Below are 14,640 nucleotides of genomic sequence, written 5' to 3'. Positions count from 1 at the left end.
AGAACATCGTGGATAGCACGAAGACGACCGCAGGCTCCTTCTCCTTCGCACCCGGCTTCCCGTCCGTCGTCGAGAACATCGGCGACGACCCGAATCCGGCCAAGGTGCTGGCGGGCATCGGAGCCGAGCAGCGGGACTTGGCGCGACGCCTCCTCGAAGAGACCGGAGCGGTGCTGTTCCGAGGCTTCGACGTCCTGTCGATCGACGAGTTCGAGGACGTGGCCCGCGGCCTCCTCGGTGAGCTGGCGGCGTACAAGGGCGGCGACGCCCCCCGCCACGCGGAGCGCGGTCTGGTCTACAACGCGTCCGGCCCCGACCGGACCCGCGCGGTGCGCGCGCACAACGAACTGTCGTACGCACCCTGGCATCCCGCGACGCTGATCTTCGGCTGCAGTGTGGTGGCCGAGGAGGGCGGAGCCACCACGATCGTGGACGGCCACCGGGTCTACTCCACGCTCCCGCCCGAGGTCCGGGACGCCTTCCGGGAGCGCGGCGTCAGCTACATCCAGCACCTGCCGCACGCCGCCGGGGACCCCAGCGGCATCAAGTCGTGGCCGGAGACCTTCGAGACGGACTCCCGGGACGACGTCATGGAGCACTGCCTGGCGAGCTACACCTCCGCCAAGTGGACCCCGCTCGGCCTGCTGACCACGAACCGCACGCCCGGCACGGTCGAGGTCGGCGCGGACGGGCGCCAGGCCTGGTTCAACCAGACCCACATCTGGCGCAAGGACCCGAGCACCGTCCCCGACGTCACCGACATGGAGCGCTGGGAGACCTGGATCGGCTACGGCGCGACCTTCGGCGACGGCACCGAGATCCCCGGCGCGTACATGGACGTGGTGCGCGACACGCTCGAGAGCTGCGAGGTCGCCGTCCAGTGGGAGGCCGGTGACGTGCTGCTGGTCGACAACCGCGCCGCCATGCACGGCCGCCACCCCTACACCGGCGACCGCCAGGTCTTCGTCGCCTTCGCCTGAGCGCGCCGCAGCCAGACCTCCGAGGAGAAACCTTCATGCGCACCCTGCCCATCGTCGAGCTGCGGCCCGGCGAACAGGACCACCTCGCCGGCCTCGTCGAGTCGGTCCTGGAGAACTGCCCGGGACAGACCGAGTTCCGCTACGTCTCCTACATCCGCGGCCGGCTCGACGTCCGCACGGAACTCCCTTACGTCAGCAAGGCCTTCGCCGCCTCGGACGGGGACCCGGTGCATGTGCGGAACCTGCCGTGCTTCGACGACGTCGAGCGGAGCAAGGTCCTGTGCCTGCTGCTCGGTGAGGCGATCGGCGCCTGCGTCGCCTACGCCGAGTACAACCACTCGTACATCACCGACATCCGGCCCACCACCCTGTCGTCGGAGAAGAGCTCCGGCACGGACCTGCTGAGCATGCACAACGACCTGGCCTGGGCGAGCGACAACTGCCGCCCCCGCACGCTGGTCCTGGTGCCGCACATCGCCTCCGGCGAGGTCCCCAGGACCCTCCTCGCGCCGGCCCGCGACGTGCTCGGACTGCTCGCGGAGGAGACCAAGGACGCCTTGCGCCGCCGCGACTTCGAGGCCCGCTCGGGATCGGCCCTGTCCTGGGGGTTCGAGCGGGTGCGCCGGATGGAACTGCTCGTCGAGGAGGAGGGCGTGCCGCCGGTCGTCCGGCTCAACTTCGGCACCTACACCCCGGCCGCCGGTCTCGCCCCGGCCGAGGCGGAGCGGGCGGCGCGGGCCCTGACCGAGCTGAGCCGGGCCGCCCTCGAGGTGGGCCGCCGGTACGGCATCGCGATCCAGAAGGGTGAGGCGGTGCTGATCCCCAACGACCACTGTGTGCACGGTCGTGACACGATCCAGCCCGACAAGTGCGAGCGCCTGCTCCTGCGGTCCTATGTCCTGCCGGACGACGTCGCGGCCCGGCACGGCAACACCATGGTCCGACTCAGCAGCTAGGGCGAGCACCTCACCATGTCCGACATCGTTGTTATCGGCGCGGGTCACGTCGGTCTGACCCTGCTGGCCGACCTGGAGCTGACCAAGCCCCACCACGGGCTCGGCGCCCGTCTGCTGTCCTTCGAGAGCTCCGCCTCCGTCAGGGAGCGCGGCCGGGACTGGACCCGGCTGGTCATGGAGAACCTCGTGACCGGCTCGGTGGAGACCTGCACGCTCGCCGAGAGCCAGTTCGGCTCGCTGTGGAGCGAAGAGGGCCGGCAGGCCCTGGGCGACGCCGGCGTCCTCGTCGTCACCGTCCCCGACATTCCGCACCTCAGGCTGGAGCTGCTGGACCACCTCGAACGCTCGGTGGACCTCAGCGGCAAGGTGATCGTCTTCGTCCGCGGCGGCCAGGGCGGGCAGCCCGTCCTGGCCAAGTGGATCAGGGACTCGCCCCGGCTGCGGGACACCTCGGTCGTCCTCGTCGAGGACTCGTTCTACGGAACCCGGGTGATCGGCAGCACGGTCCAGTACAAGCGCAAGATCTCGGTGAACGTGTCGGTGTACTCGCGCGACCCGGACCGGGCGCTCACCGCGCTGCGCCGGATGTTCCCGCTCGGCGAGCGCATCGGCCGGCCGTCCTGGCCGGACCTGAGGGTCTGCGACGGCATCGACCTGCTCTTCAACCCGCTCGGATACATCATCCACGTGGGGGTGGCGCTCGATCCGGAGAACCTGGAGAAGACGCGCAACGGGATCAGATACACGCACTACATCGACGGCATCCCGGCCCGGCTCGCCGCCCGTCTCGACCTGCTGGACCGGGAACGCGTGCTGCTGGCAAGGGAGTTCGGGGCCGAGGCGCAGACCTTCCCCGAGATCATCCAGCGGCAGTACGGCCTGCCGCCCCAGGACTCCTTCTACGCCATGATGCAGTCCTGCCGGGGCATCTACCGCTCGCTGTCCAGCGGCAGCATCGACGAGCTGCGCGGCTCCCGGGTGCTCACGGAGGACGTGCCGGCGTTCCTCACGATCCGCTGGCTCGCCGACCGGGCCGGTCTCGACATGCCGCACACCCGGGCGTACTTCGACGACGTCATGGCCGGACTGCGGGACATCGGTGCCGACGTCGGGTCCTGCACGACGTACCTGCCCCATCTCGCCAGGATCGACGGCGGTGTCGAAGGCCTCAGAGACCTGCTGAACGAGCCGCTGGCCGCGGCCGCGCTGTCCGCGCCCTGACCCCGGGAAGGTGAAACCAGCCATGTCCCCGCACGTCCGCGACGTCCTCGTCGTGAACCGCCGCCGACAGGAGCTCGTGACCCGGATCCTGCGGGATCCCGGGATCCGCCTGTCGCTGATCACGGAACCCGACTGTCTGCCGGACTACCCGTCGACGGACGGGATGGAGTCGGTGACCCTCGTCAAGAGCGTGCAGAACCTCGACGAGGTCAGACACGCCACGCTCGACCTGATGAACCGCTACACGTTCGACGCGATCGTGGCACCGGCGGAGAGTTCGATACCCACCGCGGGCTACCTCCGCAGCTACCTGGGAATGCCGGGCATTCCCTTCGACGTGGCCCACGCGTTCTGCAACAAGAACGCGATGAAGGCGAGGCTGCGCAGAGCCGGCCTGCGCGTCGCACGCACCACGCTGGCCCCGTCCGACGCGAGCGTCGCGGAGTTCCTGCGCCGGCACGGGCTGCCCGCGGTGATCAAGCCCGCCTGGGGCGACGGAGCCGCGAACGTCCATGTGGTGCGGACCGAGGCGGACGTCACCCGGATCGCCCGGGCCGGCGGTCCCCTGCTCAGCAACGACGAAGCGCCCTTCCTCATCGAGGACTTCGTGGAGTTCGAGGAGGAGTACCACTGCGACGGGCTCGTCCACGACGGCGAGGTGCGGTTCACCGCCGTGTCGAAGTACACCAGCCCGCCGCTGCGCGCCAAGGGCTCGGTCTTCGGCTCCCACACCCTGCCCGCCGACAGCGACGAGGCGAGGGAACTCACCGCGCTGCACCGGGATGTCGTACGGGCGATGGGGCTCGCCGACTCCGTCACCCACCTGGAGGTCTTCCGCACCGCGGCCGGGCTCGTCGTCGGCGAGATCGCCTGCCGTCCGGGCGGCGGAGGCATCCCGCAGACCCTCCTGCGCGCCTACGGCTTCGATGTCTGGGAGCACTTCCTGGCCACGGAGCTGGGCGGCCGGCCGGCGTGGACGCCCGAGCCGGCGGACGGGATCCACGGCTTCCTGATGTTCCCCGTGCGCCGGGGTGTGGTGCGCCGCGTCCCGGGCGCCGACGTGTTCGCCGGGATCCCCCAGGTCGAGAGCGTCGCCATCACCGTCAGGCCGGGGGACCGGATCTCCGGGATGCTGTACTCCACGAGCCGGGCCGGCATGGCGGGGTTCCGCGTCGACTCCGTCGACGAGGTGCCCGCCCTGGTGGAGGCGCTGCGGGAGCGGTTCGTCGTCGAGTACGAGGAGTCCGAGCCGGATCCCGGGGTGGCGCCGTGACGGACGACGCGGCGTCCGGCACGACCGTGCGGGACGGCGGCGAGACGGCCGGATCCGAGGGCTCGATGCGCCACTTCTGGGTGTTCACCCTCGCCTCGGCCGTCTCCCGGCTCGGCAACACGTTCCTGAACGTGGCCATGCCGCTGGTCCTGCTCACGGTCACCGGATCGACGACGGTCGCCGCGCTGAGTTTCGGCGTCCAGCTCGCGCCGTACGCGCTCTCGCCGGTCTTCGGTGTCGTCGTCGACCGCTTCGACCGCCGGCGGGTGTTCGTCTGGGCCGAGGTGGCGCAGTGCGTCCTCGTGGCGCTGCTGCCGCTGGTCGTCTCCGAGGACAACGTCGTGGCCGTGCTCGTGCTGCTCTTCCTGGTGGGCTGCGGCGGACTGACCTCGGAGCTGACGAGCGACTTCGGGCTGATTCCGCAGATCGCCCCCGCCCACAGCCTGGCCAAGGCCTACAGCCGCTACACCACGACCATCTCCGTGGTGCGGTTCGTGGGCCCGGCCGTGGCCGGCGTCCTGCTCGGCACGCTGGGCGCCCGCGGCGCGCTCTGGATCGACGCGGCCACCTTCCTGGTCACGGCGGGGGCGGCGGCCTGGCTGCCGCTGCGCGCCACCGGCGAGCGCGGACCGAGTGTCTTCCGCGAGATGCTGACGGACGGCTTCAGCTGCTTCTGGCGCCTCAAGCAGGTGCGGCGGCTGACGGTGGCGATGACCGTCTTCAACCTGGGTGCCGGTGCCCTGCCGACCGTCCTCGTCGTCATCGCGCAGACGCACTGGCACTGGAACCCGCAGACCACGGGGACGGCGCTCGGTCTCGGGGCCGCGGGCGCCGCCATCGGCGCGTGGGTCACCCCACGGGTCGCACCGGGGCGGGGACTGCAGACCCGCGTCGGCATCTGGTTCGCCTTCTGCGGTCTGGGCGGCGCGGCCATGCTCCTCGGTTCCCCGGCCGCGGTCCTGGCGGGGTTCTTCCTGCTGTCCATGGGCGAGGGCGGGATGAACGTCACCACCAACGAATACCGGTACAACGCGATCCCCGAGGACCTGCTGGGCCGGGTCAACGCGATCATCCGGGCCGCCGTGATCAGCGGCGCGGCGGCGTCCTCGGTGGTCCTCGGCCACACCATCTCCCTGGACGAGGCGTGGGCCTGGACGGCGCCGGTCGTGCTCGGCGCCGCGATCGCCGCGGTGCTGTGGTCCACCCGGCCGGACCGGGCGCCCCTTCCGACCACATCCTGACTCAGACCGACCGATTGAGAGCATCGTGATCACCAAAGCGTTGGAGAACGTCCACCGGCGGTACGCCGAGAAGCGTCCGGTCAGCCGGGAGCTGCACGCGCGGGCCAGGTCCTTCCTGCCCTCGGGAACCACTCGCTCCGTGCTCGACTTCGACCCGTTCCCCTTCACCGTCGCCTCCGCCGCCGGCTGCCGTCTCACGGACGTCGACGGCCACGAGTACCTCGACTACCTGGGCGACTACAGCGTCGGCCTCGCCGGGCACAACCCGGAGGCGGTACGACAGGCCGTCACGGAGGTGCTCGACAAGGGCTGGACGTTCGGCACCGTCGCGGCGGAGGAGGCCGAGGTCGCGCGGATGCTCTGCGAGCGCTTCGCGCTGGACCTCGTCCGCTTCACCCCCTCCGGCACCGAGGCCAACCTCGTCGCCATCAACCTCGCCCTGAAGGCCACCGGCCGGGCCAGGATCCTGGTGTTCGACGGCGGCTACCACGGCGGCTTCCTCAGCTTCAGCCGCGGCCGCCCGGCCCTCGACGTGCCGTTCGACGCCGTCATCTGCGACTACAACGACCTCGACGGCGTACGGGAGGCGTTCCGGCGGTTCCCCGAGCAGTTCGGCTGTGTCCTGGTCGAGCCGATGCTCGGCTCCGGCGGACGCATCCAGGCCGTTCCGGGCTTCCTCCAGGGGCTGCGAAGCCTGTGCGACGAGAACGGCAGCGTGCTCGTCTTCGACGAGGTCCAGACCTCGCGCATGGCCTACGGCGGCGGCCAGTCCCTGCTGGGCGTCCGACCGGATCTGACGACGCTGGGCAAGTACCTCGGCGGTGGCTTCGGGTTCGGAGCGGTCGGCGGTGCCCGGGAGCTGATGCTCCAGATCGCGCGCGGCGGGCAGCGCTCCCTCGACCACTCCGGCACCTTCAACAACAACCGCTTCTCCATGGCGGCCGGCGCGGCCATGCTCGGCACGGTGCTCACGCGGTCGTGTCTGGCCGAGCTGTTCCAGCGCGGCGAGGACCTGCGCAAGCGGGCCGACGCCATGCTGCGGGAGTACGGCTTCCAGGCCACCGGGTGGGGGTCCCTCATGGGGATCCATCCCACCGACGCCCCCCTGGTCCGGGCCTCGGACCTGGCCGGCACGGACCGGCGCCCGGTGGAGCTGCTCTTCCACGAGATGCTGGAACGGGGTGTCTACGTCGGCAAGAGCGGCTTCGTCACGCTGTCCCTGCCCCAGACGGCGGAGACCGACGACCGCTTCCTGACCGCGCTGGAGAGCTCCGTGCGCGTCGTCGCGCGGACGGGGGCCTGAGCATGGCTCCGCACACCGGGGGAGAAGGCATCGCGCGTACGGCCGCCTCGGGCGGCCAAGCGGCGTCGGACCGGTCCGTGAAGCGTCCCGTTAGGCTCCCCGCATGACCATGCACACGACCACGTCGGTCAGCGTCGACGCGATGCTCGACGACCTCCGGATCCTCGTCGAGACCGAGTCCCCCTCCCGCGACCACGCGGCGCTGGAGGCCTCGGCCCGAGCCGTCGCCGGTGTCGTGGAGGACCGCCTCGGCGGGACGGCCGTACTCGTGGAGAGCGAGGCCGGACCGCATGTGCACTGGTCGGGCGGCGGTGAGCCGAAGGTGCTGATCCTCGGCCACCACGACACCGTGTTCCCGCTCGGCACCCTGGAGCGCCGCCCGTTCAAGGTCGAGGACGGCCGGGTGACCGGGCCCGGTGTGTTCGACATGCTGGGCGGTCTCGTGCAGGCGATCCACGGCCTGGCGCTGCTCGACGATTTGGCGGGCGTGGAGATCCTGGTGACCGCCGACGAGGAGGTCGGCTCCCGGGCCTCCCGGGCCCTGATCGAGGAGCGTGCCCTCGCCTGCGGCGCCGTGCTGGTGTTCGAGGGGGCGGCCGACGGCGGCGCCCTCAAGACGGGCCGGAAGGGCTGCGGCACCTTCGAGGTCGCCATCACCGGCCGCGCCTCGCACGCGGGCCTGGAACCCGCCGCGGGAGTGAACGCCCTGATCGAGGCGGCCCACCAGGTGCTGGAGATCGCGGCTCTCTCGCGGCCCGGGATCGGTACGACCGTCACGCCGACCGTTGCCGCCGCCGGTACCCAGGACAACGTCGTTCCCGCGCAGGCGACCGTGTTCGTGGACGTCCGCGTCGAGTCGGCCGAGGAGAAGGAGCGTGTCGAGTCGGCGTTCGCCGCCCTGACCCCCCGTCTCGACGGCGCTGTCATCTCCGTGCGGGGAGGGGTCGGCCGGCCCCCCATGCCCGAGTCCGCGTCGACCTCGCTCATGGCCCTGGCCCGGAGCCTGCGGCCCGGCATCGAGGGCGTGGCCGTCGGCGGTGGCAGCGACGGCAACTTCACGGCCGCCCTGGGCGTCCCGACGCTCGACGGGCTCGGAGCGGTCGGGGGCGGCGCCCACGCGGACCACGAGTACCTGCTCGTCGCCACCATGGCCGACCGGGCACGGCTGGTCGCGGGCCTGGTGGACGCGATCCGCGCCAGCCCCGCGGAGCGACTCCGGACGACCGGTCGCTGAGGGAGGGGACGCGGGTCCCGGTCGGTCACCTCCGCCGACCGGGACCCGTGTGCGTCCCCGGATCCGGCCGCGGCGGCAACACTCCCCCGAGCAACGCGTCTTACGCGCGCACCGTCGGGCCAGATCCGATGGATTGATCACATCAGGTCGCACCAACGGATCGCTAACATGTGGCCAACGGTTCTCCGCGCCGTCTCCGGCCGCTCGGCCTGAAGTCGTCGAGACGATCTTGTCGGACGGCCGGAACAGTAGCGGATCCCGGCGGGTGGCCCGTCGGGCGGAGGTGGCGGAATTCCGCTGTCGAGGGGCGGAAACCCGCCACGACGGCCGGGGTACGCCGTGGTGCGCACCCCGTCGGGCGCGCGGAAAGGCAGTGGGCGGCGTGAAGCGGTACGAGCTGCGGTTCGGACTGCTGGGGCCGCCGGTTCTCTACGACAGCGGCGACAGCGGCGGCAGTGGCAGTGGCGGCAGCAGTCGCAGTGGCAGTGGCAGTGGCAGTGGCGGCAGCGGCGGCGGCTCGGTCGGCGCGTGCGGCGACCGGCTCGTCGTCCGGCCCATCAGCAGTCCCAAAGCCCGCGCACTCCTCGCCGCGCTGCTCCTCGAAGCCGGCCGTACCGTCTCCGTCGACGCGCTCAAGGACGCCCTGTGGGGCGGGGCGCCGCCCCCCTCCGCGCACGCCTCCCTGCACAACCACGTCACGCGGCTCCGCCGACTCCTCGACGACCCCTCCCGGCTGCGCGCCGTCCCGCCCGGGTACCTGTTGCGGGTCGACGACGGCGAACTGGACGTCCACGTCTTCGACGCGCACCTCGCCGCCGCCCGCGCCGCCCACTTCGCCCGCGACTGGCACGGCACCGCCCGCGAGTGCGCCGCCGCCCTCGCCCTGTGGCGCGGCACGCCGCTCGGCGGACTCCCCGCCGACGTGGGCGGTTTCCCCCTCGTGCAGCGCCTGAAAGAGGCGCGGCTGCTGCTCCTGGAGTGGCGCTACGACGCCGAGTTGGCCCTCGCCGACGGCCGACTGGACGCCCTGCTCCCCGAGTTGGCCGCCCTGGCCGCCGAACACCCGCTGCGCGAGGCCTACCACCGCCAGCTGATGCTCGCCCTCCACCGCGGCGGCCGTCAGGCGGAGGCCCTCGCCGTCCACCGCGACCTGCGCCGCAGGCTCGTCGAGGAACTCGGCGTGGAGCCGGGACCTGGCGTACGCGGGGCACATATGGAGGTGCTGCGGGGGGCCGTGGAGGAGGGGGCCGGCGGCGAAGGCGGCCGAATCCGTACGGGACTTGGCGACGCAGGCCGTACGGGCGGCAGCGCACGCAGCGGTGACCGCCGCCACGCCGACGGGGTCGATCGCGCAGGCGACGGCAACCGCCCAGCCACCGGGCAGTCCCCGAGCCTCGACGCCACCACCAGGCAGCCCCCCAGCCCTGACGCGAGGCCCACCGAGCAGTCCCCGAGCCTCGACGTCACCACCAGGCAGCCCGCCAGTCCTGACGCGAGGCCCACTGGGCAGTCCTCCAGTCCTGACGCGAGGCCCACCGGGCAGTCCCCGAGCCTCGACGCCACCACCAGGCAGCCCGCCAGCCCTGACGCCAGGCCCACCGAGCAGCCCTCCAGTCCTGACGCGAGGCCCACCGAGCAGTCCCCGAGCCTCGACGCCACCACCAGGCAGCCCGCCAGCCCTGACGCCACGCCCACCGAGCAGCCCTCAAGCCCCGGCGCCGCCGACGCCCAACCCACCGCCACGCCTCCGCCGTACCCCATCGCCGCGCCCCGCCCAGCCCAACTTCCGCCACCCCCAGCTCACTTCACCGGCCGCGCCCGTCTCGCCGAAGCCCTCCACGGCACCCTCGCCGCCCCCACTCCCAGCACCACCATCACCGTCCTCACCGGCATGGCCGGCATAGGAAAGAGCGCGCTCGCCCTTCACGTCGCCCACGCCCTGGCCGGCCGCTTCCCCGACGGCCAGCTCTACGTCAACCTCCACAGCGCCACCCCCGGCATGCTCCCCCTCTCCGCCGCCCAGGCCCTCGCCGCGCTGCTGCGGGACATCGGCGCCGACCCGCGCGCCATCCCCGAACACCCCGACGCGGCAGCCGCGTTGCTGCGCTCGATGCTCGCGCCCACCCGCACGCTCCTGGTCCTCGACGACGCCGCGAACGCCGCCCAGGTACGGCCGCTGCTGCCCGCCGGGCCCGGCTGCGCCGTGATCGTCACCAGCCGTTCGTCCCTCGCCGCCCTCGACGGCGTCCGGCGCTTCCCGCTCGCACCCCTGTCCGACGAGGACAGCGCGGCGCTGCTGCGGGCGGTGTCCGGACGGGACGACGGCATCGACGCCGGCCACCCCCTCGTAGCACTCACCGGACGCCTCCCGCTCGCCCTCCGGGTCGTCGCGGCGCGGCTCGCCGCGCGCAGCGCGCTCACCCCCGACGTGCTGGCACGCCAACTGGCCGCCACCGAGCGGCGACTGCAGCAGCTCGAGTACGACGATCTCAGCGTCCGCCGCTCCCTCGCCGTGGCGCACGACGCGCTCGCCGCCTCCGACCGCGAGGCCGACCGGGACGCGGCCCTCGTGCTGCGCCGGATCGGCGCCCTGGACCTGCCCGAGTACGGCGCCCCCCTGCTCGGCCGCCTCAGCGGCATCGGCACCCGGCGCGCCGAGGACGCTCTCGACCGGCTCGTCGACGTGGCACTCCTGGAGGAGACGGCGCTCGGCCGCTACGTCCCCCACGACCTGGTCCGCGACTTCGCCCGCGAACTGGCCGGCACCGAAGGCGGTACCGCCGTCGCCGAGACCGCCCTCAGCTGGTACGCCGCCCTCGCCGAACGCGTCCTCACCGCGATCGTCGAACCCGGCCTCGACCAGGACGACCGCCGTCGCCCCACGTCCTGCCAGCCCTCCGAACACGCGGCCCAGGTCGCGGGCGTCCACCCCTTCGACGGCCCCGAGGCCGCCTTCGCCTGGGGCGACGCGGAGCTGGCGAACATCGTCGCGCTCACCGAGCGGTACGCCGACGTGCCCGCCCCGTGCATCGCCGCCCGCGTCTGCACCCTGCTGCGGTTGATTTTTCCCTACCTCCAACGGCGCGGTCGGCTGGCCGAGATGGAGGTCCTGGGCCGGGCCGGCCTGCGCGTCGCCCGGCGCCTCGGGGACGCGGCGGCCGAGGCGTACGCCCTCGGCGACCTGGCCGGGGTGCACTTCCTCACCGGCCGCCAGAGCGAGGCCCTCGCCCTCAACGACCAGGCCCTGACCATCTGGCAGCGGCTCGGCGTCGTCTCCTGGATGCGCCGCTGCCTCAACAACCGAGGTCTGCTGCTCGAAGGCCTCGGCCGCTACCCGGAGTCGGAGCGGGCGCTGCGCCAGAGCCTCGCCTACTCACGGCAGTTGAACGACCCGTACGGCGAGGCCGTCACCCACCAGCACCTCGGCAACCTGTACGAGCACACCGACCCGCGAGCCGCCATCGAACAGCACCGCCTCTCACTGGCCATCGGCGAGACCATCGGGCACGTCCTGATCCAGATCTACGCGCGGTGCAACATCGGCTACGCCCAGCTCACCCTCGGCGAACCGGCCGCCGCCGCCCGGCACTTCGAGGAGAGCCTGCGCGTCCTCGACGGCCACGGCGACTGGCACGGCGAGTCGCAGACCCGCCTCGGCCTGGTCCGCTCCCTGCGCCTGCTCGGCCGTACCGAACGGGCCGACCGGGAGTGCGCCGAGCTGCTGCGCCGGGCCGAGGCCCGCGCCGACCGCTACACCGGCGGTCTCGCCCGCCACCAGCACGGTCTTCTGCTCCGCGAGGCGGGACGCGTCACCGAGGCCCGGGCGGCCTGGCGGGCGGCCCTGGACGCCCTCGACGGGACCGACGAGAAGGGCGTCCTCGCCGAACTCGGTCTGCTGCTGGCCGAGAACGAGGGCCCGGAGCTCCGCGCCCGCGCCGGACGCCACGCCTGATCACGACACCACGCCTGATCACTTCGCGTCCGCATAGCACTCCACCACCGCCGTGGTGAAGGGAAACCGCACCGGCGTCTCCCCGAACGTCAGCCGCCCCGCCAGCTCCGCCGCCTCCCGGATCGCCGCCACCACCGCCTCCGCCTCCTCCTCGGGACAGTGCACGATGACCTCGTCGTGCTGGAAGAAGACCAGCTCGGCCGCCTTGCCCGCGCAGGCCTGGCGCAACGCGGCGAGCAGCAGCAGCGCCCAGTCGGCGGCGCTGCCCTGGACGACGAAGTTACGGGCGAAGCGGCCTCGCGCGCGGGCGTCGGTGGACGCGTATCCCGGCACCCACTGCTGCTGCGCCTCCTCCGCTTCGTCCGCGACCGGGATGCCCGCCTCCTCCACGGCGTCCTCGCCCGAACCGGCCGCCGGCGGGCAGGTGCGGCCCAGCCAGGTGCGCACCAGCCGCCCCTCCGCACCGGCCCGCGCGGCATCGTCGACGTAGGCCACCGCGCGGGGGAAGCGGCGCCGGAGCGCGGCCAGGTTCTTCAGGCCGTCGCCGGAGGTCTGGCCGTAGACCGCGCCGAGGACGGCGATCTTGGCCTGGTCGCGGTCGCCGGAGAAGGCCCGGTCGGAGACCGACTGGTAGAGGTCGCTCTCCCGGCCCGCCACCTCCATCAGACCGGGGTCGCGCGAGATGGCGGCCAGCACGCGCGGCTCCATCTGGTCGGCGTCGGCGACCACCAGCCGCCAGCCGGGGTCGGCGACGACCGCACGCCGGATCACCTTGGGGATCTGCAGCCCGCCCCCGCCGTTGGTCACCCAGCGTCCGGTGACCGTGCCGCCCGCGAGGAACTCCGGCCTGAACCGCCCGTTCCGCACCCAGTCCTGGAGCCAGGACCAGCCGTGCGCCACCCAGATCCGGTACAGCTTCTTGTACTCGATCAGCGGCGCCACGGCCGGGTGGTCGACGGACTCGAGCTCCCAGCGGCGGGTCGACCGGACCTTGATGCCGGCCTGCGCGAAGGCCTTGACGACATCGGCGGGCAGATCGGGCCGGACCCGGCGGCCGAAGGCGGCGGACACCTCGTCGGCCAGCTCGGCCAGGCGGCGGGGCTCTCCGCCGCCCGCGTACCGCTCGCCCAGCAGTTCGTGCAGCACGCGGCGGTGGACGTCGGCGCTCCACGGCAGCCCGGACCGGTTCATCTCGGCGGCGACCAGCATCCCCGCCGACTCGGCCGCCGTCAGCAGCCGCATCCGCTCCGGGTGCTCGGCCTTGTCGTGCCGTCGCTGCTGTTCGGCGTAGACCTCCAGGAGGTCGGTCAGCGGGAGACGGACGGCCTGCGGCTCGAACAACGGGGACTGCGCGCCCGGTTCGGCGGCGCGCTGGGGCGGGTCGGGCGGTACGGGTCCGCCGCGCAGGCGGGCCAGGGCGGCCGCCGCGGAACGGGGTTCGCCGTACCGCCCCTCGTGGCCGAGCAGGAGGGTCTCGGCGTCCTCGATGTCGTAGCACCGCTCCACTCGCACCCCCGTGGCGAGCAGGCGCGGGTAGACCTCGGCGGTGGAACGCCAGACCCAGCGCGCGACCTCCGGCCTGCCGCGCACCGCCGCGGCGAGGTCCGGCTCCCGCACGACCGGCGCGGCGGGCAGCCCGTCCGGGCCGAGGGGGGCGAGCTCCACGCCGCCGTCCTCGGCCGGCGCGAGAGCCCACCGGTCGGTCATGCCGGCGAGTGTGGCAGGGGGGTCTGACAATCGGCCCTCACCTGCGCCTTTACTTCGGAGATGTCACCGCCAACCGCACTGCCAGACCCGTGAACACCGTGCCGGAGACGATGTTCAGCCAGCGGTTCACGCGCTTGCTCCGGCGGAGCAGATCCGCGAGACGGCCGGCCAGCAGACCCACGAAGCCGTCCCAGAGGAATCCCATCAGCACGAGCGTGCCGCCGAGCAGCAGGAGCTGGCCGGGGACATGGCCGAGGGACGGGTCCACGAACTGCGGCAGGAACGCCACGTTGAAGAGGATCACCTTGGGGTTCAGCAGGTTGGTGACGGCGCCCTGCCAGAAGGCGCGCCGCATGCCGGAGCCGGAGCCCCCGGGCTCCTCCTCACCCGGCACCGAACGGTCCCGGAAGGCCTTCACCGCGAGGTGGAGCAGATAGGCCGCGCCCACCCAGCGCAGCACGTGGTAGAGCGTCGGCAGGGTGTTGAACAGGGCCGAGAGACCGAGGGCCGCGGCGACCGTGTGCATGAGCATCGCGCACGCCACACCGAACGCCGCCATCACCCCGGCCGTGGGCCCGCCTCTCCCGCCCATCGCCACGATGAACATCATGTCGGGGCCCGGGGTGATACAGAGCGCGAAGGCGGCGACGAGGAACGCCGCGTACAGAGACATGTCCACCATGGGGCCCATGCTTGGAGCCCCCACGCGCGCGGGCGACCGAATTTCGCGGACCGAGACACGCCCCGAACCGCCACAGGGCCCCGCCGTCCGG

General features: G+C 72.8%; 10 protein-coding genes. 8 read left to right on the top strand and 2 right to left on the bottom strand.

Going from position 1 to position 14,640, the window contains the following annotated elements; translation table 11 throughout:
• The first annotated feature begins 8 nt into the window (after positions 1–8).
• The 8 genes from AC068Z_RS09455 to AC068Z_RS09420 all read left to right on the top strand — a co-directional run bounded on the left by AC068Z_RS09455 (position 9) and on the right by AC068Z_RS09420 (position 12,160).
• Positions 9–980 carry a TauD/TfdA family dioxygenase gene (locus AC068Z_RS09455; protein WP_478553950.1) on the top strand — a complete coding sequence of 324 codons (972 nt, stop codon included), beginning with the start codon at positions 9–11 and terminating at the stop codon, positions 978–980.
• Between the two features lie 35 nt (positions 981–1,015).
• Entirely contained in the window at positions 1,016–1,936 is a 921-nt protein-coding gene (locus AC068Z_RS09450) for a TauD/TfdA family dioxygenase (protein ID WP_478553948.1), read from the top strand.
• 15 nt (positions 1,937–1,951) lie between these two features.
• Complete coding sequence (locus tag AC068Z_RS09445) at positions 1,952–3,157, top strand: NAD/NADP octopine/nopaline dehydrogenase family protein (protein WP_478553946.1); 1,206 nt, start codon at positions 1,952–1,954, stop codon at positions 3,155–3,157.
• 22 nt (positions 3,158–3,179) lie between these two features.
• The gene (locus AC068Z_RS09440) at positions 3,180–4,430 is read left to right on the top strand and encodes an ATP-grasp domain-containing protein (protein WP_478553944.1); all 1,251 of its coding nucleotides are present in this window, start codon (positions 3,180–3,182) and stop codon (positions 4,428–4,430) included.
• Positions 4,427–5,671: an MFS transporter gene (locus AC068Z_RS09435; protein ID WP_478553942.1), complete on the top strand. Its 1,245-nt coding sequence runs from the start codon at positions 4,427–4,429 to the stop codon at positions 5,669–5,671. Before AC068Z_RS09440 ends, AC068Z_RS09435 begins: the two co-directional genes overlap by 4 nt.
• 25 nt (positions 5,672–5,696) lie before the next feature.
• Entirely contained in the window at positions 5,697–6,974 is a 1,278-nt protein-coding gene (locus AC068Z_RS09430) for an aspartate aminotransferase family protein (protein WP_478553940.1), read from the top strand.
• Positions 6,975–7,077: 103 nt separating this feature from the next.
• On the top strand, positions 7,078–8,208 hold the full coding sequence (locus tag AC068Z_RS09425) for a M20 family metallopeptidase (protein WP_478553938.1): 1,131 nt from the start codon (positions 7,078–7,080) through the stop codon (positions 8,206–8,208).
• A 382-nt stretch (positions 8,209–8,590) separates the two neighbouring features.
• Entirely contained in the window at positions 8,591–12,160 is a 3,570-nt protein-coding gene (locus AC068Z_RS09420) for an AfsR/SARP family transcriptional regulator (RefSeq protein ID WP_478553936.1), read from the top strand.
• A gap of 18 nt (positions 12,161–12,178) precedes the next feature.
• Here the strand turns inward: AC068Z_RS09420 and AC068Z_RS09415 are convergent, their stop codons facing one another.
• Positions 12,179–13,867 (bottom strand): bifunctional 3'-5' exonuclease/DNA polymerase, encoded by a 1,689-nt coding sequence (locus tag AC068Z_RS09415; RefSeq protein WP_478553934.1) that lies wholly within the window; start codon positions 13,865–13,867, stop codon positions 12,179–12,181.
• A 49-nt stretch (positions 13,868–13,916) separates the two neighbouring features.
• Complete coding sequence (locus tag AC068Z_RS09410) at positions 13,917–14,549, bottom strand: LysE family translocator (RefSeq protein WP_478553932.1); 633 nt, start codon at positions 14,547–14,549, stop codon at positions 13,917–13,919.
• Positions 14,550–14,640: the final 91 nt, after the last annotated feature.

It is taken from the genome of Streptomyces sp. NPDC043726 (genome assembly GCF_056436565.1).
This window is presented reverse-complemented; position numbering and strand designations above follow the sequence as displayed.